16 protein-coding genes are annotated in these 20,859 nt (G+C 62.5%); 11 read left to right on the top strand and 5 right to left on the bottom strand.

The genetic code is table 11. The features are described from left to right. Positions 1 to 13: 13 nt before the first annotated feature. The 8 genes from hemQ to J7I86_RS09250 all read left to right on the top strand — a co-directional run bounded on the left by hemQ (position 14) and on the right by J7I86_RS09250 (position 8,633). Positions 14 to 715, top strand: a complete 702-nt coding sequence (gene hemQ / locus J7I86_RS09215; RefSeq protein WP_214819124.1) for a hydrogen peroxide-dependent heme synthase — start codon at positions 14 to 16, stop codon at positions 713 to 715. After that, a complete protein-coding gene (locus J7I86_RS09220) occupies positions 712 to 1,935 on the top strand; it encodes a ferrochelatase (RefSeq protein WP_214819125.1) in 1,224 nt (407 codons plus the stop codon). Before hemQ ends, J7I86_RS09220 begins: the two co-directional genes overlap by 4 nt. Continuing rightward, positions 1,932 to 2,930: a hydroxymethylbilane synthase gene (gene hemC / locus J7I86_RS09225; RefSeq protein ID WP_214819126.1), complete on the top strand. Its 999-nt coding sequence runs from the start codon at positions 1,932 to 1,934 to the stop codon at positions 2,928 to 2,930. The genes J7I86_RS09220 and hemC overlap by 4 nt, the downstream gene beginning before the upstream one ends. Before the next feature lie 10 nt (positions 2,931 to 2,940). Continuing rightward, positions 2,941 to 3,795 (top strand): uroporphyrinogen-III synthase, encoded by an 855-nt coding sequence (locus tag J7I86_RS09230; protein WP_309476696.1) that lies wholly within the window; start codon positions 2,941 to 2,943, stop codon positions 3,793 to 3,795. Further along, positions 3,792 to 4,772 carry a porphobilinogen synthase gene (hemB, locus tag J7I86_RS09235; RefSeq protein WP_214819128.1) on the top strand — a complete coding sequence of 327 codons (981 nt, stop codon included), beginning with the start codon at positions 3,792 to 3,794 and terminating at the stop codon, positions 4,770 to 4,772. Before J7I86_RS09230 ends, hemB begins: the two co-directional genes overlap by 4 nt. Further along, complete coding sequence (locus tag J7I86_RS09240) at positions 4,772 to 5,872, top strand: LLM class flavin-dependent oxidoreductase (RefSeq protein ID WP_214819129.1); 1,101 nt, start codon at positions 4,772 to 4,774, stop codon at positions 5,870 to 5,872. The genes hemB and J7I86_RS09240 overlap by 1 nt, the downstream gene beginning before the upstream one ends. A 43-nt stretch (positions 5,873 to 5,915) precedes the next feature. After that, on the top strand, positions 5,916 to 7,235 hold the full coding sequence (gene hemL, locus J7I86_RS09245; RefSeq protein ID WP_214819130.1) for a glutamate-1-semialdehyde 2,1-aminomutase: 1,320 nt from the start codon (positions 5,916 to 5,918) through the stop codon (positions 7,233 to 7,235). Positions 7,236 to 7,571: 336 nt separating this feature from the next. Next, positions 7,572 to 8,633: a glycoside hydrolase family 3 N-terminal domain-containing protein gene (locus J7I86_RS09250; protein WP_286179496.1), complete on the top strand. Its 1,062-nt coding sequence runs from the start codon at positions 7,572 to 7,574 to the stop codon at positions 8,631 to 8,633. A 92-nt stretch (positions 8,634 to 8,725) separates the two neighbouring features. On the opposite strand, the gene J7I86_RS09255 is transcribed toward J7I86_RS09250, so the two are convergent. The 4 genes from J7I86_RS09255 to J7I86_RS09270 form a co-directional block, all read right to left on the bottom strand. Beyond that, positions 8,726 to 9,463 (bottom strand): amino acid ABC transporter ATP-binding protein, encoded by a 738-nt coding sequence (locus J7I86_RS09255; protein ID WP_024817418.1) that lies wholly within the window; start codon positions 9,461 to 9,463, stop codon positions 8,726 to 8,728. Continuing rightward, the gene (locus J7I86_RS09260) at positions 9,460 to 10,224 is read right to left on the bottom strand and encodes an amino acid ABC transporter permease (RefSeq protein ID WP_105690693.1); all 765 of its coding nucleotides are present in this window, start codon (positions 10,222 to 10,224) and stop codon (positions 9,460 to 9,462) included. The genes J7I86_RS09255 and J7I86_RS09260 overlap by 4 nt, the downstream gene beginning before the upstream one ends. A 12-nt stretch (positions 10,225 to 10,236) precedes the next feature. After that, complete coding sequence (locus J7I86_RS09265; protein ID WP_214819132.1) at positions 10,237 to 11,187, bottom strand: ABC transporter substrate-binding protein; 951 nt, start codon at positions 11,185 to 11,187, stop codon at positions 10,237 to 10,239. A 325-nt stretch (positions 11,188 to 11,512) separates the two neighbouring features. After that, complete coding sequence (locus J7I86_RS09270) at positions 11,513 to 12,223, bottom strand: 3'-5' exonuclease (protein WP_214819133.1); 711 nt, start codon at positions 12,221 to 12,223, stop codon at positions 11,513 to 11,515. Between the two features lie 66 nt (positions 12,224 to 12,289). Between J7I86_RS09270 and J7I86_RS09275 the strand changes: the two genes are divergently transcribed. The 3 genes from J7I86_RS09275 to J7I86_RS09285 are packed head-to-tail and all read left to right on the top strand — an operon-like array spanning position 12,290 to position 19,538. Then, positions 12,290 to 12,706 carry an MGMT family protein gene (locus tag J7I86_RS09275; protein ID WP_214819134.1) on the top strand — a complete coding sequence of 139 codons (417 nt, stop codon included), beginning with the start codon at positions 12,290 to 12,292 and terminating at the stop codon, positions 12,704 to 12,706. After that, positions 12,703 to 16,041, top strand: a complete 3,339-nt coding sequence (locus tag J7I86_RS09280; RefSeq protein WP_214819135.1) for an ATP-dependent DNA helicase — start codon at positions 12,703 to 12,705, stop codon at positions 16,039 to 16,041. Before J7I86_RS09275 ends, J7I86_RS09280 begins: the two co-directional genes overlap by 4 nt. Beyond that, positions 16,038 to 19,538: an ATP-dependent DNA helicase gene (locus J7I86_RS09285; RefSeq protein ID WP_214819136.1), complete on the top strand. Its 3,501-nt coding sequence runs from the start codon at positions 16,038 to 16,040 to the stop codon at positions 19,536 to 19,538. Before J7I86_RS09280 ends, J7I86_RS09285 begins: the two co-directional genes overlap by 4 nt. A 25-nt stretch (positions 19,539 to 19,563) precedes the next feature. On the opposite strand, the gene J7I86_RS09290 is transcribed toward J7I86_RS09285, so the two are convergent. Next, on the bottom strand, positions 19,564 to 20,706 hold the full coding sequence (locus J7I86_RS09290; protein WP_214819137.1) for a macrolide 2'-phosphotransferase: 1,143 nt from the start codon (positions 20,704 to 20,706) through the stop codon (positions 19,564 to 19,566). Positions 20,707 to 20,859 lie beyond the last annotated feature (153 nt).

Genomic DNA, 20,859 nt, shown 5'->3' on the forward strand with positions numbered 1-20,859 from the left:
GCAAACTTGAACCATGAGCCACACTTCTGCCGAATCTGTCACTAAAACTGCTGAAACCGAAGAACAGTTCTACACGCTGTGGACGGTCTTCAAGCGCTCGGCCGACGTCCTGCGTAGCGGCGATGCTGCCCAGGAATTCGAAGCCCTCGCGGAGCAGCTCGCGGAGGGTGGCGTGGTCCTCCGGGGCAGCTATGACGTCTCGGCCATGCGTTCGGATGCTGACATCATGGTGTGGCTCCACGGCCCCAAGCCCGAGGACCTGCAGGCAGCTGTCCGGTCCATCCGCCGCAGCAAGCTCTTCGCGGGAACCGAGATCGTGTGGTCCGCCATGGGCGTGCACCGCGAAGCTGAATTCTCCAAGAGCCATGTGCCGGCTTATGCGCGGGGCGTCGAGCCCAGCACCTGGCTTTGCGTCTACCCGTTTGTGCGCTCCTACGAGTGGTACCTGCTTCCCACGGACGAGCGCGGCAAGATGCTCCGCGACCACGGCATGCTTGGGCGTGAATTCCCGCAGGTCATCTCCAACACTGTCTCCTCCTTTGCCCTTGGCGACTGGGAATGGATCCTTGGTCTCGAAGCACCTGAACTGGTGGACCTCGTGGACCTCATGCGCCACCTGCGGGCAACCGAAGCACGCCACCACGTTCGTGAAGAAATCCCCTTCTACACCGGCCGCCGCGTCACGGCTGCCGAGATTGCCGAGGTTCTCGCATGACCGAGCTTGCTGTCACCACGGAGCCGAACGCCGTCACTGAACGTGGGCGCCAGGAACCCAAGCGGTACGACGCCGTACTGCTTGCGTCCTTTGGTGGTCCTGAAGGCCAGGACGACGTCATTCCCTTCCTGCGCAACGTCACCCGCGGCCGTGGAATACCGGATGAGCGACTCGAAGAGGTGTCCCACCACTACCGCGCTTTTGGCGGCATCAGCCCCATCAACCAGCAGAACCGTGAACTGAAAGCTGCCATTGAGGCCGAGCTGGCCCGGCGCGACATTGAACTGCCCGTCCTTTGGGGCAACCGGAACTGGGACCCGTACATCGCCCCGGTACTGCAGGACGCTTACGACGCCGGACACCGCCGGATCCTGATGCTCACCACCAGCATCTACTCCTGTTATTCGAGCTGCCGCCAGTACCGCGAGGACATTGGTGTTGCGCTCACCGAAACCGGTTTGGACGGCAAACTTGAAGTGGACAAGATCCGCCAGTACTTCGACCACCCCGGCGTAGTCCAGCCCTTCCTTGAGGGCACTGCAGCCGGTCTGGAAGAGATCCGCGGGAAGCTGGCTGCCGCCGGCGTTACCGATCCGGATTCGAAGATCCGGGTGCTGTTCGCCACGCACTCCATTCCTACCCGGGATGCAGAGGCCGCGGGCAAGTCCGGGGACGAGCCGCGCGAATTTGCTGAAGGATCCGCATACGCCGCGCAACACCTTGCCAACGCCCAGGCCATTATGGACACTGTGGCGCCGAACGTTGCCTGGGACCTGGTGTACCAGTCCCGCTCCGGCGCGCCGCACATTCCCTGGCTCGAACCGGACATCAACGACCACCTCGAGGAGATCGCCCCCGACGGCGTCCGCGGCGTGGTCATCGTTCCTCTTGGTTTCGTCAGCGACCATATGGAAGTTGCTTGGGACCTGGACACCGAAGCACTGGAAACGTGCAAGAACCTCAACATTGAAGCCACCCGTGTTCCCACCCCGGGCACCCACGCGGCTTTCGTGTCCGGCCTGGTGGACCTCATTTGTGAGCGCACGGTGGAGAACAACATCGCCGATCGTCCCCACGTGACGGACCTGGGGCCTTGGTACGACGTCTGCCGTCCCAACTGCTGCGAGAACTTCCGCGGAGCAAAACCCGTCATCTCAGAAGTTGGCGTCGGGATCGGCATCGGCCACGATGCTTACCCTGCTCCGGAGGTTGCAAAGTGACTGTTCGCATCGGCACCAGGGCGAGCAAGCTTGCCCTGACGCAGACGCAGCAAACTGCGGACCGGTTGGCTGCCGTTGGTGGCTTCCCCGTGGAGCTCGTGCACATCAAGACCGAAGGCGACGTCAAGACCGGGTCCCTTTCGCAGATGGGCGGGACCGGTGTGTTCGTCGCAGCACTTCGGGATGCCCTCCTCGCCGAGAACTGTGATGTTGCCGTGCACTCCCTCAAGGACCTGCCCACCGGTGCCGCTTTGGGCCTGAGCATCGCCGCAACTCCCAAACGCGTGGATGTCCGCGACGTCCTCTGTGCACGTGATGGCCTGACACTGGCTGAGCTGCCGGACGGTGCCAGGGTTGGCACGGGCTCGCCACGCCGCGCCGCTCAACTTCGGGCTGCGCGTCCGGACATCGAGGTTCTTGATATCCGTGGAAACGTGGATACTCGCCTCGGCCGTGTCCCGGGTTTGCCGGGAAACACTACCGATGAAGTTGTCCCGGGCAAGTCCTGCGACCTTGACGCTGTGGTGTTGGCCGCCGCGGGCCTGGAGCGTATGGACCGGTTGGACACCGTGAGCGAGTTCTTCGAATCCAACGTCATGTTGCCCGCCCCCGGGCAAGGAGCATTGGCCATCGAGTGCCGGACTGCCGACGCTCCGCGCCTGGCCGGTTCCGTTGAAGGGTCAAACGGCGTGCTGGCCCAGGCCCTTGCGGCCCTGAACGACGACGATACCCGCCTCGCCGTGACAGCCGAGCGCGCCGTCCTGGCACGGCTTGAAGCCGGTTGTGCTGCTCCCGTGGGGGCCTACGCCTTCCGGAAGGGCAGCATGCTGCACCTTGAAGCAGTGGTCTGTGCTGTGGATGGCACCAAGACCGTCCGCGAGAAGAAAGCCACCGACGGCCTTACGGACGTCGGAGCCACGTTGCTTGGCATCGAAGTGGCAGAGCTTTTGCTCGCTGCAGGCGCCGCGGAGATCGCGGACCTTGCCGCGTCCTGAGCCGCATGAAGTGAACGGGTTGACCGGCCGGCGTGTCCTGATCACCAGGACCGCCGACCGTGCGCGCCCGTTGGCGGCGCTCCTGAACAACCTGGGGGCTGAGCCCTTGGTGCTTCCGCTCATCGATTTTGAGAAGGCCGGGGACCAAGCACGCCTTGATGACGCCTTGGACCAATTGACGGCCGGCGACTTCCACTGGCTGGTGATCAGCAGCATGACCACCGTCCGGGTTTTGTTGGAGAAGGCAGCCCAGCGGGGAATAGCACTCGAGGACCTTGTCCCATCGAAAACGAAGGTGGCCACTATTGGCCCCTCGTCCCGGCAGGTCCTTGAATCCCTAGGCCTCACCGTGGCTTTGGCACCTGTCGATGTCCAGTCCGCGGAGGGCCTCCTTGCTGTGTGGGAAGCGTCTCCTGAACGGGTTTTTCTTCCACAAGCGGACATGGCGGCGCCCGGCCTGCGCGACGGCCTGGTGGCAAACGGTGCGGACGTGACGTCCGTTGTTGCCTACCGCACCGTGGATTATCCTGCCCATGCGGAACTCCGCCTGACAGCGGAACTTCCGTCCGGCGTCGTGCTTTCCGTTGCCGACGCCCCGGCGACCCTCAGTCCTGAAGAGACGCGGGCCGCGCTGGACGCCGGAACCGTGGACGCCGTGGTGGCTGCTTCTCCCAGCGCTGCGCGCCGTATAGCTGCAACGTTGCTGCCACTGCGCGGTTGCCGGCTGATCGCCATTGGACGGCCGACGGCGGCAGAGGCTTCCAGACTCGGCCTCACCGTGGCAGCCACCGCCAAAGTACCAACCCCGGACGGCATTGTGGCCGCCTTGGAATCTGTTTTCGACAACGAAGGGAATTCGCCATGAGCTTTCCGAACCATCGTCCCCGCCGCTTGCGCACAACTCCGGCCATGCGCAGGCTCACCGCCGAAAACCGCTTGGCGCCCGCGGACCTGATCCTCCCTGCATTCATCCGGGAAGGCCTCACCGAGCCCAGTCCCATCAGCTCCATGCCGGGCGTCGTCCAACACACCACCGAGTCCTTGAAGCGGGCCGCCGCCGAAGCCGTGGAGTTGGGCGTGGGCGGCGTCATGCTGTTCGGTGTGCCTGCCGTACGCGACGCGCAGGGCACCGCTTCGCTGGACCCGGAAGGCGTCTTGAACAAGGCCATCCGCGACGTCAAAGCCGAGGTGGGCGATGACCTGGTGATCATGGGCGACGTCTGCCTTGACGAATTCACCGACCACGGCCACTGCGGCGTCCTCGATTCCGAGGGCTACGTGGACAACGACGCCACGCTGGAGATCTACGGCCGGATGGCTGTTGCCCAGGCCGATGCCGGAGCCCACGTCCTGGGGCCGTCCGGCATGATGGACGGCCAGATCGCGGTCATCCGTCAAGCGCTTGAGGAATCCGGACACAAGAACACAGCAGTTCTCGCCTATGCAGCCAAGTACGCCTCAGCGTTCTACGGCCCCTTCCGTGAGGCCGTGGATTCCCAGCTCAAGGGTGATCGCCGGACCTACCAGATGGACGCGGCCAACCGCAGGGAAGCCATTCTGGAAGTTGAACTGGACCTCGAAGAAGGCGCCGACATGGTGATGGTCAAACCTGCCATGAGCTATCTGGACATCCTGGCTGATGTCGCAGCCATGAGCCCCGTGCCCGTTTCGGCCTACCAAATCTCGGGGGAATACGCCATGATCGAAGCGGCCGCCGCCAACGGTTGGATCGACAGGCGGGGTGCCATCACTGAATCCGTCCTCGGCATCAAGCGTGCCGGCGCCGATACCGTCCTGACCTACTGGGCCTCCGAACTGGCAGGCTGGCTGAAGGAGTCCTGATGTCATCTCTCCCTTCTGAAACCGGATCTCCTGCCCCGGCCGATCCTGCCGCGCCGGTGGCAGCGAACGAGATCCTGCTTGGCCTGAACACTTTCGGCGACGTCGGAGTGGATGCCGAGGGGAACCCCAAAGAGCATGCGCGCGTGTTGCGCGAGCTGCTGCAGGAAGCGAAGCTGGCTGACGCCGTCGGAATCCATGCCTTCGGCGTGGGGGAACATCACCGCCGCGATTTCGCGGTGTCCGCGCCTGAAGTGTTCCTGGCAGCGGCCGCCGCGGTAACCTCACGGATTCGCTTGGGGTCCGCAGTTACCGTGCTCAGCTCCGATGATCCCATCCGGGTATTCCAGCGTTTCGCCACTGTGGACGCGTTGTCCAACGGCAGGGCCGAAGTCATGCTCGGCAGGGGTTCGTTCGTGGAATCGTTCCCCCTGTTTGGCCTGGACCTGGCGGACTACGAAGTCCTGTTCGAGGAAAAACTGGAACTGTTCGACAAGGTTCGTGCACAGAAACCGGTTCATTGGGAGGGGCGCACACGGCCCAACGTCAACGGTCTGCAGGTATATCCCAAACTCCAGCACCACCTGCTGCCTGCCTGGATTGGTGTTGGCGGCACACCGGAGTCTGTCCTGCGCTGCGCCCACTACGGTTACCCCATCATTTTCGCCATTATCGGGGGAGAGCCCCGCCGCTTCGCACCGCTGGTCAACCTGTACCGTGAGGCGATGGCCAAGTACGGCCATCCCATGCGCCAGATCGCCACGCACTCACCAGGATTCATCGCTGATACGGACGAGGCCGCCCGCGAGGAACTTTTCCCGCACTGGCTGGAGCAGCGCAACAGGATCGGCGCCGAGCGTGGGTGGGGTCCGGGGAACCGCGGCGAGTTCGATGCCATGTGCGGCCCTGAAGGCGCCCTCTACGTTGGCTCCCCGGAAACCGTGTCGCAGAAAATCGCTTTGCTCAAGCGGAACCTCGGTGTGGACCGCTTCGACCTCAAATACAGCAATGGGACGTTGCCGCATCAATCCATGATGCGCTGCATCGAGCTCTACGGCACCGAGGTGGCTCCTCGGGTTACCGAGCTGCTCGCAGCAAGTTAGACCTCGGTCCAACTGCTCCTGAATCACTGAAAGAATAGGAACCATGACGTCAAACACCCCCGTGTCCGATCAACTGTTCGACCGTGCCCGGTCCCTGATGCCCGGCGGCGTGAACTCGCCTGTGCGGGCCTTCGGGTCAGTGGGCGGCACCCCGAAGTTCATGGTTTCGGCCAAGGGCGCCTACCTGACGGACGCGGACGGTAAGGAATACGTGGACCTCGTCTGTTCCTGGGGGCCAGCCCTGTTGGGACACGCCCACCCTGCCGTGCTCGACGCCGTTCACGCAGCTGTAGACCGTGGTCTTTCCTTCGGAGCTTCCACACCGGATGAAGCCAACCTGGCCGCGATCGTCAAGGACAGGGTGTCCGCCGTCGAACGCCTGAGGATGGTGTCCACCGGAACCGAAGCCACCATGACAGCCGTTCGCCTTGCCCGCGGTTTCACCGGCCGCAATCTGATCATCAAGTTTGCCGGTTGCTACCACGGCCACCTGGACGGACTGCTGGCAGCGGCGGGATCGGGCGTGGCAACCTTGGCTCTGCCCGGCTCTGCCGGCGTCACGGAGGCAACTGCCGCTGAAACCCTGGTTTTGCCCTATAACGATCTCGCCGCCGTCGAGGCTGCATTCGCTGCGCACGGCAAGAACATCGCTGCCATCATCACCGAAGCGGCACCGGCCAACATGGGCGTTGTCACCCCGGGGGAGGGGTTCAACGCAGGGCTGTCCCGCATCACCAAGGAACACGGTGCGCTCCTCATCCTCGACGAAGTCCTCACCGGCTTCCGCACCGGCTACGCCGGCTACTGGGGCCTGACCGGCCGCCAGGAAGGCTGGGCACCGGACCTGCTCACCTTCGGCAAGGTCATCGGCGGCGGAATGCCGACGGCGGCACTGGGTGGTCGTGCCGATGTCATGGACTACCTCGCACCAGTCGGTCCCGTGTACCAAGCCGGTACGCTGTCCGGAAACCCCGTGGCCATGGCCGCAGGTGTGGCAACGCTGACCAACGCAACTCCTGAGGTCTACGCCTACGTTGATGCCCGTTCGCTGGAGCTTTCCGCTGCGCTTTCTTCCGCCCTTGATGACGCCGGAGTGGACCACTCCATCCAACGGGCAGGCAATCTGTTCTCCGTCGCGTTTGGCACCTCTGCCCACGGAGTGCACAACTACGACGACGCCCAGCGGCAGGAAAGCTTCCGCTATGCACCGTTCTTCCACTCCATGCTGGACTCCGGCGTCTACCTTCCGCCTTCCGTCTTCGAAGCCTGGTTCCTCTCCGCCGCTCACGACGACGCAGCCATGAACCGGATTATCGAGGCACTCCCGGCAGCAGCGAAGGCTGCGGCCGGCGCCACGGCCTAGTCTTTTGTGATGCCCCGGCCACCTGCTTGAAGCAGTTGGCCGGGGCATCGTTGCTTGTCCCGGGGTAGGCTCATAGATGGAAACCCACCCCCAACGAATTCACGGTTTACCATGCGCAATCCCCCGTTCATTGCATCGATAAGTGTCAGCATCGCCACCGCCGGTGTACTTCTGGTGACGGCCTCGGGATGTTCCAGCGGCCCGTCCAACTCCGGCCAAGCCTCGGCGGAGGGGACGCAGTCTGTTGCCCCTTCTTCGCCGACAACCACACCGGCACCCACATCTCCGCCGGCGACAACCACGCCGTCTGCTGTTCCTTCCCCGCCTCCCTCCGCAATGCCTGCACCTGCGCCGAGCACGGCGTCGGCTGCGGAGAAGCAACTTGGCGCGCTCAGCCTGGAGCAACGCGTGGGACAACTGTTCATGGTGGCCGCCAAGGCTACCGGCGCCGAACCCGGAACCATGGAAGCACTGACCAAGTATCACGCCGGAAACGTCTATCTCAGTGGGCGCAGCAAGGAGGGAAGTGCTCCGACGGCGGCCGTCGTCTCTTCGTTGACGGGAACAGTGTCTGCGGCCACCACCGGCGGGCTGCCCCTTTTTGTAGCTACTGACCAAGAAGGCGGGTACGTTCAGGTGCTCTCCGGCCCGGGCTTCTCTACGATTCCTACGGCCCTGGTCCAAGCATCTTCCGGGGCGGCTAAGCTCCGAGCCGATGCTGCGACGTGGGGAAAGGAACTTCGTAGCGTAGGCGTCAATGTGAACCTCGCACCGGTCCTGGATACAGTGACCAGCCCTGAATTTGCACCCTCGAATGCCCCCATCGGCCATTTTCAGCGTGAGTACGGCTATGACCCCGGCAACGTTTCGCTGCTGGGCAATGCTTTTGCCGACGGTATGAAAGACGCAGGGGTCGCTCCGGTGGTCAAACACTTCCCGGGCCTGGGCAGAGTGGTTCCCAATACGGACGTCAGCAGCAATGTCCGCGACACGGCCACCACCCGGGATGATCCCGCACTGCAGCCATTCCACACCGCCATCAAGGCGGGCACACAGTGGGTCATGGTCTCGAACGCCTACTACGACAAGATCGACCCCGCAAACATCGCACCATTCTCACTAACAGTGATGGACACTATGCTGCGTGCTGACGCTGGCTTCAAAGGGATCATTCTTTCGGACGACCTCTGTAGTGCCGCGCAAATGGAAGCCTGGTCCGATGCCGATCGTGCTCTGAACTTCTTCGGCGCGGGCGGAACTATGTTGGTGTGCGCCGATCCCACCAGCATTCCCGCAATGCACCAAGCCGTGGTGCAAAAGGCCACGGCAGATCCAGCCTTCCGGGCCAAGGTGGATGCCGCGGCGCTCACCGTGTTGCGGGTTAGAGCAGGTCAATAACGGCTTCAAATCAATGAGCACAGCAAAGAACCCCGCCTTCGTTTGGAAGGCGGGGTTCTTTTCACTGGTGCAGGTCCTGCTTTTAGGAGGCCTTAGAGAACGTCCGAAAGGAAGCCTTGGAGGCGTTCCGTTTGCGGGTTGGTGAACAGCTGCTCCGGAGGACCGGATTCAACCACCACGCCGGCGTCCATGAAGGTCACAACGTCGGAGACGTTGCGGGAGAAGCCCATTTCGTGGGTTACCACCACCATGGTCATGCCTCCTTGGGCCAGGTCCGTCATGAGGGCAAGGACACCTTTGACGAGTTCCGGGTCCAGTGCGGAGGTGGCTTCGTCGAAGAACATGACCTCGGGCTTCATGGCCAGCGCGCGGGCAATTGCCACACGCTGCTGCTGTCCGCCCGAGAGGTTTGCTGGACGCGAGTCTGCCTTGTGCTTCAAACCCACCAGGTCCAGCTGGGCCAGGGCTTCGTCGCGCGCCTGCTCTTTGGACATGCCACGGAGCTTACGCAAAGCCAGTGAGATGTTCTCAGCCACCGTTTTGTGCGGAAACAGGTTGAACTGCTGGAAGACCATGCCAATACGGCGGCGCAGTTCGTCCGGATTGTCCTTGAGCACGGAGCGTCCATCCAGCAGGATGTCGCCCTGGTCCGGCTCGATGAGCCGGTTCATGACGCGCAGGAGCGTCGATTTGCCCGAACCTGAAGGGCCGATCACGGAAGCCGTGGTGCCCTTCTCAACGTGCAGGTCGATACCGCGCAGTACGTGGTTGCTGCCGAAAGACAAATGGATGTTCTTGGCCGTCAGCGTGCCTGATGCAAATTCGCTCATGCCTGGGCTCCCTTTCCTACGACGGCTGCTGCCTCGTCAGGTTCCTTCTTCTCCGGCCGGCCGGAGCGCATGCGGGCATCAATCCAGTTCACAAAGTGCGTGAGCGGGATGGTCAGCGCCAGATAGAAGATGGCAGCGGCCACGTACGGGGACAGATTGCCGCTGTTGGCTGCAGCGTCCTTGCCGATCTGGAAGATTTCACGTTCTGTGGCCAGCAGGCCAAGCATGAACACCAGTGAGGATTCCTTGATCAGCGCGATGAACTGGTTCACCAGGGCGGGAAGAACCCTCCTGATGCCCTGGGGTACCACCACGAGGCGCATGGACGAGCCGTAGCTGAACCCGAGGGCACGGGTCGCTTCGAGTTGTCCCTTATCCACGCTCTGGATGCCCGAACGGAAGATCTCGCCAATATATGCGCCGGACATCAAGGACAGTGCCGCGATGGCCATGGGGTACGGGCTGGTGGAGCCCGTCAGTTCGCGAATAATGGGGCCGAAACCGAATCCGATCACCAAGATGGTCAGCACCGGTGGAAGCCCGCGGAGAATGTCCGTGTAGATGCGGGCTACCCACCGGGCCGCTGCGTTCCGGGAAATCCCCATCAGGGCGAGCAGCATCCCAAGTGCAGTCCCAATGATGCCCGAGACGACAGCCAGAACGATGGTATTGGGCAGGCCGACGGCGAACATCTTGGGGAGAACTTCGCCTATCGCCTCCCAGTCAAAGAAAGACTCGGCTAGTTGATTGAGGATATCCATGGAACGCCCTGGTTACTTGGCGGGGAGCTGGACGGCCTTGCTGCCCGGCTTCCAGCCCTGGGGGGTCTGCTCGGCAGCAGTCGGACGGTCCTTGTACCATTCGGCTGTGAGCTTGGCCCAGGTGCCGTCAGCAATGACAGCATCCAAGCCGGAGTTCAAAGCGTCGATCAGCGGCTGGTTGTCCTTATTCACTGCGTACGCGGTGAAGTTCTGGGTGTTGACAACCTTCTCGGCGATCTTGGTGTTGTCGCCTTCCTTGACCTGGCCTTCGGCCTGCTGGGAAGGAGCAACCCAAGCGTCGATCTGACCGTTCTTCACGTTGCCGTACACCGTGTTGTAGTCAGGGAAACGGACGGGCTCGATCTTGAGCGTGTTCGTCATGTAGTCATCCTGGACAGTACCCTGGACGACGCCGATGCGGAGGCCTTCCTTGATGTCGGCGAAACCGGTGACCTTGGAGTCGTTCTTGGTCACGATCGCCATGTAGCCGAAGTCGTAGCCGTTGGTGAAACCGACTGTCTTGCGGCGTGCGTCCGTGGTGGAGATGGAGGAGGATCCGACGTCGAACTGCTTGTTGCCCACCTGGGAGAGGAGCGCCGAGAAGTCGGTGGACGCGAACTCGACCTTGAGGCCCAGCTTGTCGCCGATGGCGCGCAGGAGCTCATTGTCGTAGCCGGTGAATTTACCGGAAGGATCGATGAAGATGTTCGGCGGGGCGTCGGAGAGGGTGCCCACGCGCAGGGTGCCGTCGGTGATGAGGCCCAGCTTGGTCTTGTCGATCTTGTCCAGCGGCGTCACCTCAGCGGTGGTGAACGTGTCGAGCGATTTCTGGTCGCTGCCAGCCAGTGCATCGGTGGGCGAGCCGCTGGGCTCGGAGGTTCCTCCGCCGCATGCTGCCAGGGAAATCACCAAGGCTGCGGCCACGGGGGCAACAGACAGCCACTTAGGGGCTTTGAATTTCATAAAGAAATCACTTTCATCGGGTCACGGAGACGTTTCACGGTGGGCGGGGAACGTGGCAACCGAGAGAAGGTTGGCTGCCCTAGCAGACTTCAACCCGCCAAAACTTAATTATGTCACCAGCCCACCAGGGCATGGTGAATCGAAGAAATGGTTGCTCACCCTCGATTTTTCCGAACAAAGTACCTTCTGTAGGTCCGTTACCTAGGGACTATTCCGACAGTAGGCACAAGCGGAGAATCCGCGCGCTAAAGTGCCTCAGTTCGGGGTTCCCGAAAATCCTGTGACATGCGTCGCACAACGTAACCCATAAGGGAACTCTGCCCGTTTAGAAACCCCCGCGGCTTGCATCCTCAGGCGGAAGAACCGGCCACTCACCTTCGATGACGGCGGTGGGCTTGCTTCGCCGTAAGTACTGCTGGAAATCAGCAGCTTGGGATGCCGCCCAGTCTACTTGCAGCTGGTGGAGCGTGGAGGCCGGCATCCGCAGCTTCGGAAACTTGCCGGCCATGGCATCCAAAACCCGGAGCGTAGCCAAGGCATCCGCTGCAGAGGTATGCGCGTTGGTCAGGTCAACCCCGTATTCCTCGCACAGGGCAGTCAGAGTGCGCTTACCCTTGCGGTAGCGATCCACTTGCTTGTTCATCAAATAGGGATCCAGCACGGGGAAGCGGCTCAGTTGAGGAACACCGTAGCGGGCAGATTCTGCTGCCAACACCGTGAAATCGTAGCTGGCGTTGAAAGCAATGACGGGAGTGCCCTCGTCGAACAATCTCTGGAGTACCCCGGCGACCTCCCGTGTGACCTCCGCCGCCGGGCGGCCTTCTGCCCGGGCCTTCTCCGTGGATATACCGTGGACCTCGCTGGCTTCGAGGGGGATCTCCACACCGGGATCCGCCAACCACTCATGTTCTGCGATGAGCTCGCCGTGGTCATCCACAACAGTGATGGAAGCGGTGACGATCCGCGCTGACCGCGAGTTCTTCCCGGTGGTCTCGAGGTCGAATGCGGCACGGGAGAGGGTGTTCCAGGAGCTCATGTCTTCAAGCTACCGGCTGGGTCCGACACTCTTTGGGCACGACACTCCTGCCGTTACGCTGAACACATGCGGATGGAGTATGTGACGGCGGTTTTGGCCGTTGTAGACCTTGTTCCGTCGGGCTCGGCGGTCTCCTATGGTGACGTCGCTGAGCTCTTGGGTGCCGGCGGGCCGCGGCAGGTCGGCGCAGTCATGAGCCACTACGGAAGCTCCGTTGCCTGGTGGCGCGTGCTTCGCGCGAGCGGGGAGGCACCTCCCGGTCATGAAGTCGATGCCTTGCGGCACTACGTGGAAGAATCCACTCCACTGCATGGCGCTTATGAGGCCTTCCTGAGGACGCGTGAAGGCCGTTGGCGCGTGGATCTGGCAAACGCCCGATGGGCACCTTCCGACTCTGACTTCGATCAACTTGATGTGATCTCTGACCAGTTGGAGCGTCAACTCCATAAATTGTCAGTACCCGATGATGAAATGACTGTGTGACCGCGACTCCTGCCAAAACCCGCCAAGCATCAGCAGCCCTCCGCCTGCTCCCGCCGCGAGAGACCCACTACGCGGCACCCGTTCTGTCCCCGGACCAACATGCAGTGGTTTCCCTCCGGCAGGGGAGCGGCCCAGTCCTTGTGCCGGGAGGTCCAGGCACGGGCAAGTCAACGGTGCTTGTGGAATCCGCAGTGCGCCGCGTCCGCGAAGATGGACTGGATCCTGAGCAGATCCTCATTCTTGCTCCTGGGCGCCTCGCCGCCGCGGCTTTGCGGGACACCTTCACGGGACGGCTGGACCGCAGTCTCAGTACGACGCCGGCACGCACCTGGGCGTCGTACGCTTTCGATGTCATCCGACGGGCAAAGGCGGAAGGCATCCTGCCGCTGACGAGGCCACCGAAGCTTCTGTCGGGCCCCGAACAGGACCTCATCATCAAGGAATTGCTGGAAGGCCACTCCCGTCCGGGATTTCAGCTGCCGTGGCCGGAGGATCTCGCAGCGGCACTTCCTACCCGCGGCTTCCGTCACGAGATCCGGCAATTGTTTGACCGCATCATCGAATCGGGGCGCACCGCAGAGGACTTGGTTGGGCTTGCCTACGAGTGCGGACGGCCTGATTGGATGGCGGCGGCCCAGCTGTACAGCGAGTACCGGGATGTCTTGGACCTCCGCATGCCCGAGGCTTTTGACCCGGCCGGAATCATCACCACCGCCCGTCAGATTTTCCAGGATTCGCCGGAGTTCCTGGCGGCGGAGAGGGAACGGCTCCAGCTCATCCTTGTGGACGACGCCCAGGAATCCAACCCGGCAGTGTTCGAGCTTCTTGCCGACATCGGGGAGGGGAAGGACATTGTGGTGACCTACTCGCCGGATACCGTCGTGCAAGGTTTTCGCGGTGCACGTCCGGACTTGGTTTCAGAGCTGCCAAAGCTGCTGGGCGGCACGCAACAAACTGTTCTCGAACGTCCGCTGTCAGTGACTCACAGGCACACGCCGGAAGTAGCTGAGGCATGGACCCGGGTGGCGGCCCGCATCTCACAGCGTTCCGGTGGTCAGTTGGCCAGGCAGTTGGAACAACCGCAACTTCCGCAAGGCCCACAACCAGCTGCCCGGGAAGGTCGCGTAGAGGGGCACGTGCTGCCGTCCGCCGTCCACGAGCTGCGGTATGTCGCCCAGCGCATCCTGGAGGCACAGCTGCGGGAATCACGGGAGTTCAGTGACATCGCGGTGATCGTCCGGAACGGCGGACAGATTTCTCAGCTGCAGCGTTATCTTAGTGGCCAGGGGATTCCGGTGCGTGTTCCGGTAGCCGACTCAGCTGTCCGTGACGAGGTCGCTGTGCGCCCGTTACTGGAGGCCTTTGCCGTTGTTCTGGACCCAGCAAAGCTGACGCCGGAAACTGCAGTTTCGCTCCTGACGTCCCGCATCGGAGGAGCCACCGCCATTGAATTGCGCAGGCTGCGACAATCCCTTCGCCGTGAGGAATTCCTTGGCGGTGGCGGTCGCTCCAGTGACGCCCTGTTGGTCGAAGCCTTGCTCCAGCCGGGGGCACTGGCCTCGTTGGGAATTGAAGGCAGTTCCGCCCGCAGGCTTGCCCGCATGATCGCAGCAGGTACCGCTGCCGCAGCTGAGCCCGGCGCCAATGCGGAATCTGTTCTGTGGGCTCTATGGCACGCTACCGGGTTGTCTTCCCGTTGGGCGGAAACAGCATTGGAAGGCGGCAACGCCGGGGCTCGCGCCGATCGGGACCTTGACGCCATGATGGCCCTGTTCCATACGGCCGAGCGCTTCGTGGACCAGCTGCCCGGTTCTGGTCCGGAACAGTTCCTGGACTACCTGTTGAACCAGGAACTGCCCATGGACACCCTTGCCTCAAGGGCACAGCTGGAGGCTTGCGTGGAGATCATGACTCCCGCCAGTGCTGCAGGACGGGAGTGGCCGGTGGTGATCGTAGCGGGTCTTCAGGAAGGCGTATGGCCCAACACCCGCCTCCGTGGAGAGTTGCTGGGCAGCACTGTCTACGCTGACGCCGTAGAGCATGGAGTGGACTACGCCCTCCGGCGTGGACCGCTGAGCAGGCTCCGGGATATCCGTTACGACGAACTCAGGAGCTTCTCAACAGCCGTATCGCGAGCCCGTGAAGTTCTGATTTGCACGGCGGTGTCCTCCGAGGACGAACAACCTTCTGCTTTCCTGGATTACGTGGCCCCGTTGGGTTCGGGCGAGTACAAACGCGGTTACACCCAGGTTGACCGTCCCATGACCTTGAGGGCCCTTGTTGCAGAACTGAGGCAGCATTCCCAGGTGGAGGACGACGGCCCCGGAGACACCGGTAGTGCAAATGAGGCCGCCCGGATATTAGCCAGGCTCGCCAGTACGGACCCACCGGTTCCGGGGGCACACCCGGACACGTGGTGGGGCTTGGCGGCGCTGAGTTCCCAGGAAGCCGTGGTGCCGGCTGGAGGTACCGTTTCCGTTTCGCCTTCCAAAGTGGAAGCCGTCCATAAGTCCCCTCTGGACTGGTTTGTCCAAGCCGCAGGAGGGGAAGCTGCCACCGATTTCGCGCGCAGTCTGGGCACCTTGGTTCACGACATTGCGCAGGACCATCCCGAGGCCTCAGGAGCCGAGTACGTTGCCGAACTCGTGCGCCGCTGGCCCACCTTGGGCATGAAGGATAACTGGGAGGGAAAGCTCGATTTCCAGCGGGCGGAACTCATGGTCCGGAAGTTGGCTCAGTATGTGCTCATTATGCGTAATGACCAAAGACGTTTGCTGGCGGTAGAGCACGACTTTGAAGTTCAGCTCCCTGATGTCACGGTGGACACTGTTGGCGTTAAGGGTCCTGAAGCTCTTGAGGAGGACGCCGTACGACACGCGGTACTCCGCGGTCAGGTGGATCGACTCGAAATAGATCCGGAGGGCAGGCTCGTGATCGTGGACCTCAAGACCGGCAAGCGGCAACCCGGCAAGGCCGAGGTTGCCCGGCACCCGCAACTCGGCGCCTATCAGGCCGCGGTCCTCAAGGGTGCTTTCCAGGACGCTGGAACCGGGCAGGATCTCCAGGACTCAGGGTCGACAACCGGCTCCGTTCCAGGCGGAGCAGTGTTGGCCCAGCTTGGGACCAAAACCAAGAGCCCCGCAGTACAGCAGCAGGACCCCTTGGATCCAAAAGACAACTGGGCAGAAACCCTGGTTAATGAGGCAGCATCGCTGATGGCGGGTGCAACGTTCGAAGCACGGCACGATCCCGGCAAAGGAGGGCATGGCGGTCATGGATGCCGTCTGCCGGATATCTGCCCGTTGTGCGCCCGAGGAAAGCAGGTCACCGAATGACAACCGAGCTCCTGGAAGGCCTTGCCTCCGGCGCCCCGGACTTGGCGGGAGTCCCCGAGCCCAGATTTTCGCCCTCCGAACTGGCCCGTATCCTCGGCGAGAAGAACCACCCTACGCCCGAGCAGGCGGCCATCATTGCTTCGCCTCTCTCCCCTCGCTTGGTGATCGCGGGGGCAGGTTCGGGCAAGACTGCCACCATGGCGGACCGCGTGGTGTGGCTCGTGGCTAACGGCTGGGTGCGTCCGGAGGAAGTTCTCGGCGTGACATTTACCCGGAAGGCTGCCGGAGAGCTGGCGAGCCGGATACGGTCCAAGCTGGCTACTCTTCAGCGGATCGCGGCGGAGGACGATGGCAGCATTGGCTTCCCGGAGGGGCTCCTTGGTGCCGACGACCTCGAACCCAAGGTTTCCACATACCATTCCTATGCAAGCGGCATCGTGTCCGATTACGGTCTTCGGTTGGGCATCGAACGGGACGTCGTGTTGCTTGGTGGTGCACAGTCCTGGCAACTGGCCAGCGAGGTGGTGGAGGCCTACGACGGCGACTACGAACACTTCACAGCCGCAAAATCCACACTCGTCAATGCGGTCATCCAGCTGGCAGGGGAGTGTGCCGAGCACCTTCAGGATCCCGGCGAGGTACGGGAATGGGTTCTGGAACGCGTTGAGACCTTTGAACAGCTTCCCTACGTAACCGGGGCCAAGAAAAATCCCAGCCAGGCTGCGGGAGACCTCGCGGCCATGCTCCGGACCCGCGCCAGCGTTGCCGATATGGTGGTTCGCTACCAGGAAGCGAAACGTCAACGCGGTGTCCTTGATTTCGGCGACCTAGTGGCTCTTGCGGCGCGCATCGCCAGTGACATTCCGCTCGCTGCCACCACTGAACGTGCCCGCTACAAGGTGGTGCTCCTAGACGAGTTCCAGGACACCTCCCACGCACAGCTTGTCCTCTTTTCACGACTTTTTGGTCAGGGCCACGCAGTGACTGCGGTGGGTGACCCCAACCAGTCGATCTATGGCTTCCGCGGCGCTTCAGCAGGCCAGCTCTTCCACTTTGTGCAGGAGTTTCCCGTGCGGCACTTGGACCCCTCCGGAGGCGATGTTTCCTACTCCGTTGCCCCCACTTCTTACTTGACCACAGCCTGGCGGAATGGCAGGAACATCCTCCAGGCCGCCAATACCATTGCAGCGCCCTTGAACAGGGCGGCGGCATCGGACGGGCCCGCAGGGGAGAGGGAGACAGCCGGCAGCGTCTCCGTCCCGGCGTTGGTTCCCAGCCCCGCCGCAGTGGATGGAAGCGTGGTGATCGCCCGGTTCGGCACCGATGAAGACGAGGCCGCTGTCATAGCCCGCGACGTCCGCCGGTATCGGAAGACTGTTTTTGAGGAAGAGAAGGACGGAGCCGCTGTCCAACCAACCATGGCGGTACTGTGCCGACGCCGGGCGCAGATGGAATGTCTGCGCCGCGAGTTCGAGCTCCAGGGTATTGCCTACGAGATCGTTGGACTGGGCGGATTGTTGGACACGCCTGAGATTGTGGATTTGGTGGCCACATTGCGGGTACTTTCCGATCCCGGACGTTCGGATGCGCTGATGAGGTTGTTGGCCGGTGCTCGGTGGCGGATTGGTCCGGCAGACTTGATGGCCTTCAATGACTGGTCCCGCTTCCTGGCCCGCCGCCGGTCGGCCCCGTCAGCCGACCATGACTCCTTTCAAGACAACGAAGAACCTGCGAAAGCGGTGGTCGAAAGCGATATCACCGATGCCGCAAGCCTCGTGGAGGCCCTTGATTACCTCCCCCGGCCTGGCTGGATTTCCGGTCATGGGAGAAGTCTGAGTGCTGCTGCCCTGGAACGACTGACCAGGCTGGCCTCCGAGCTTCGCTCGCTCAGGAGCTACATCGGGGACGACCTCACCACACTGCTTGGTGAGGTGGAGCGTGCCATGCTGCTGGACATTGAGGTTGCCGCCAAGCCGGGAATTAGTATTCACCAGGCTCGCCGCAATCTGGATGCCTTTCAGGATGCCGCAGCAGGGTTCCTGCAGACGTCACAGCGCATTGATTTGCTGGCGTTCTTGTCGTGGCTGGAGGCCGCAGCCTCAGAGGAAGGCGGCTTGGACGTGGCTCCCGCTGAGACCAACCGGGAGGCCGTGCAATTGTTGACTGTCCATGCCTCCAAGGGTTTGGAATGGGACGTAGTCTTTGTCCCCGGACTCAACGCTGGTTCTTTCCCCAGCAGTAGGGACTCGCGGTGGAGCACCGGCGCCGCAGCCTTGCCATGGCCTTTGCGGGGCGATCGGGCTGACCTTCCGCAATGGGACCTGGATCAGCCTGACCAAAAGGGATGGCTGGACGCCGAGAAGGACTTCAAATCCGAGGTCCAGCATCACGGCGAGGCCGAGGAGAGGAGGCTTGCCTATGTTGCCTACACCCGGGCAAAGTTTGTCTTGTGGGCCTCCAGCGCTGCTTGGAATGGCTCCCGATCGGGAATGGCCGGTATGTCTTCCTTCCTCTCCGAACTTGCACCGCTGGCCGGAGTTGCTGCAACGGTAGAAGGCGCCGCCACGCCGTCAGTCGGAGCGGCGGTGGTCCACGCTGAATCGGTGTCTGAAGAGGCCTTGCCCGCGGAAAGTCCGTTGACCGCAGTGCTCGAGGTTGCACAATTTCCTTATGACCCATTGGAGGGGCCTTCAGACCCGCGGACCGGCTCCCGGCTAAGGCTGACTCCTGGCAGAAGGCTGGCCATGGATCAGGCTGCGGCCATGGTCCGTGGATACATGAAGGAACCCGACGTGTCACCTTTAGGAGACCTGACAGGCGCGGCCGGGAAGTGGTCACAGGAGGCAGAACTATTGCTGGACAGGCAGCGCCAGCTAAAGACCATTCAGGATGTTCACCTGCCCAGCCACATTTCTGCGTCACTTTTCGTTGACCTGGGCGCTGACCCGGGGGCTGTCCTGTCCCAGCTGCGCAGGCCGGTTCCCCGCGAACCTGGCATTTCCGCCCGCAAAGGTACGGCCTTCCATGCCTGGGTGGAGGAGTACTTCGGGACAACCGGAATGTTGGATCTGGATGAGGCGCCGGGTTCGGACTCCCATATTGACGAGGCTTACGGCCTGGATGACATGGTGGCAGCGTTCAAGCAGTCTGAGTGGGCCCAGCGTGCACCCGCTTTCGTCGAAGTACCCGTAGAAACCCGGATCGGCGATGTCGTGGTCCGTGGGCGCATCGATGCCGTCTTCCGTGATGCTGACGGTCGCTGGCAGCTCATTGACTGGAAGACCGGACGCCGCCCTGCAGGACGGGAACTGGCAACCAGGGCGGTGCAGCTGGCCGTTTACCGGCTCGCATGGGCCCGACTCAAGGACGTTCCGCTCGAAGACGTCAGCGCTGCCTTTTACTACGTGGCGGATGACGACGTCGTGCGCCCGCACGATCTTGGCAGCGCCGAGGAGTTGGAGCTGATTGTTGAGAGGGCGTTGAAGAACGGCAGCTGAATAAGGGGAGGCTCGAAAGGACGGTTCAGGATCGTTCGCCCGCGCGAAGCGGCGTCACGCTGACCACACTGATAGCGGCAGTGGAGGTGTCGTCATGGCCCGAGGTGGTTCCGGCGTCGCCGTCCCCGGGGCTCTCCGACTCTCCTGCATCGGGAATCGCCGCGACACTAACGGCAGGAACGCCTGCAGGGGAATCTGAAGCCTTCAGCACGGCGGCCTCATGCTCAGCTTGCGCAGCTTCTTCCTCTCGGCGCATCTGCTCGTCGATGTCGTCGGCAAGCGTCTGGAGCATTGATTCTGCTTCTGCGCTCATGCTCTGGTGCCCTGCCGCCATGGCCTTGACCAGATATTGGGCAAGGGCAAACTCGGCCAGCAGCGCCGCCCGGCGGAGAAGATGGGCGTCAGGGGCATCGCGGCGTGCCTGGGTGTAGTGGGTGAGAACGGCCTCAACGAAGGACGCTTCGTTGGATGCCACCAGCCAGGCGAAGTCGTCCGCGGGGTCGCCGATCCGCAGATCCGTCCAGCCCGTCAGGGCCGTGACGGTGTCGTCCTGGACCATCAGATTGTCTTCATGGAGGTCCCCGTGTACCACTGAGGGATTGAATCGCCAGAGAGCGACGTCTTCCAGGGCGTGCTCCCAGCGACGCAGGAGGGTGGCCGGAATCTTGCCGGTGGTTGCTGCTTGGTCCAGCTCGTTGAGTTTGCGTTGCCTGAACTCATTGGCCGAATAGCTGGGAAGATCTGCATTGATGACCAACGTCAGTGGCAAGTCATGAATGGCCGCCAGGGTTGTACCCACTTCCCGGGCCAAAGCGGGGCTGCCGGCTGAGAGTTCTTCGATGGAGAGCGTCGAGCCTTGAAGGTGCGCGTAGACGAAGGTGGTCAGGGCACCTTGCCGCACTGTGCCGGCGATGGTGGGCACGTGAAAAGGCAGCTCGGCGCGGATGGCCGGCGCAAAGGCCCGCAGCACCATGAACTCGGTTTCCAGCCGCGTGCTGGCTTCGGGATGACGCGGCGAACGAACCCGCCAGCGTTTGCCTTCCGCGTCGAGCAGCAACGCTGAATCGAAGTCGGCGTCGTCGTCGGGGGAATAAGCTGCGGCCGTCGGCGCCAGGCCGGGCACCGCCGCGGTTGCTAGGGCGGCCAGTTCGAGCGGTGTTCTTCTCACGTTCTCAACGGTAGATTGAGTGGGGGCTGTGGCCATGATGCAGTGCGGCGAGTCTTCAGATCCGCAGCAAATGCGCACGAAATATAGAGCAAAACCCGCCTTTGGTACCCGAACAGCCAACGTCACGGGACGGTGTCCACAGCAGGGCACCTT

This window comes from Arthrobacter sp. ISL-95 (assembly GCF_018613695.1).
Classification (GTDB): domain Bacteria; phylum Actinomycetota; class Actinomycetes; order Actinomycetales; family Micrococcaceae; genus Arthrobacter.

Bases quoted from the DNA above. Each gene is read 5' to 3' on its own strand.
- hemQ (WP_214819124.1), top strand. From the start codon at position 14: ATGAGCCACACTTCTGCCGAATCTGTCACTAAAACTGCTGAAACCGAA.
- J7I86_RS09220 (WP_214819125.1), top strand. From the start codon at position 712: ATGACCGAGCTTGCTGTCACCACGGAGCCGAACGCCGTCACTGAACGT.
- hemB (WP_214819128.1), top strand. From the start codon at position 3,792: ATGAGCTTTCCGAACCATCGTCCCCGCCGCTTGCGCACAACTCCGGCC.
- J7I86_RS09240 (WP_214819129.1), top strand. From the start codon at position 4,772: ATGTCATCTCTCCCTTCTGAAACCGGATCTCCTGCCCCGGCCGATCCT.
- hemL (WP_214819130.1), top strand. From the start codon at position 5,916: ATGACGTCAAACACCCCCGTGTCCGATCAACTGTTCGACCGTGCCCGG.
- J7I86_RS09250 (WP_286179496.1), top strand. From the start codon at position 7,572: ATGCCTGCACCTGCGCCGAGCACGGCGTCGGCTGCGGAGAAGCAACTT.
- J7I86_RS09255 (WP_024817418.1), bottom strand. From the start codon at position 9,463: ATGAGCGAATTTGCATCAGGCACGCTGACGGCCAAGAACATCCATTTG.
- J7I86_RS09260 (WP_105690693.1), bottom strand. From the start codon at position 10,224: ATGGATATCCTCAATCAACTAGCCGAGTCTTTCTTTGACTGGGAGGCG.
- J7I86_RS09265 (WP_214819132.1), bottom strand. From the start codon at position 11,187: ATGAAATTCAAAGCCCCTAAGTGGCTGTCTGTTGCCCCCGTGGCCGCA.
- J7I86_RS09270 (WP_214819133.1), bottom strand. From the start codon at position 12,223: ATGAGCTCCTGGAACACCCTCTCCCGTGCCGCATTCGACCTCGAGACC.
- J7I86_RS09275 (WP_214819134.1), top strand. From the start codon at position 12,290: ATGCGGATGGAGTATGTGACGGCGGTTTTGGCCGTTGTAGACCTTGTT.
- J7I86_RS09285 (WP_214819136.1), top strand. From the start codon at position 16,038: ATGACAACCGAGCTCCTGGAAGGCCTTGCCTCCGGCGCCCCGGACTTG.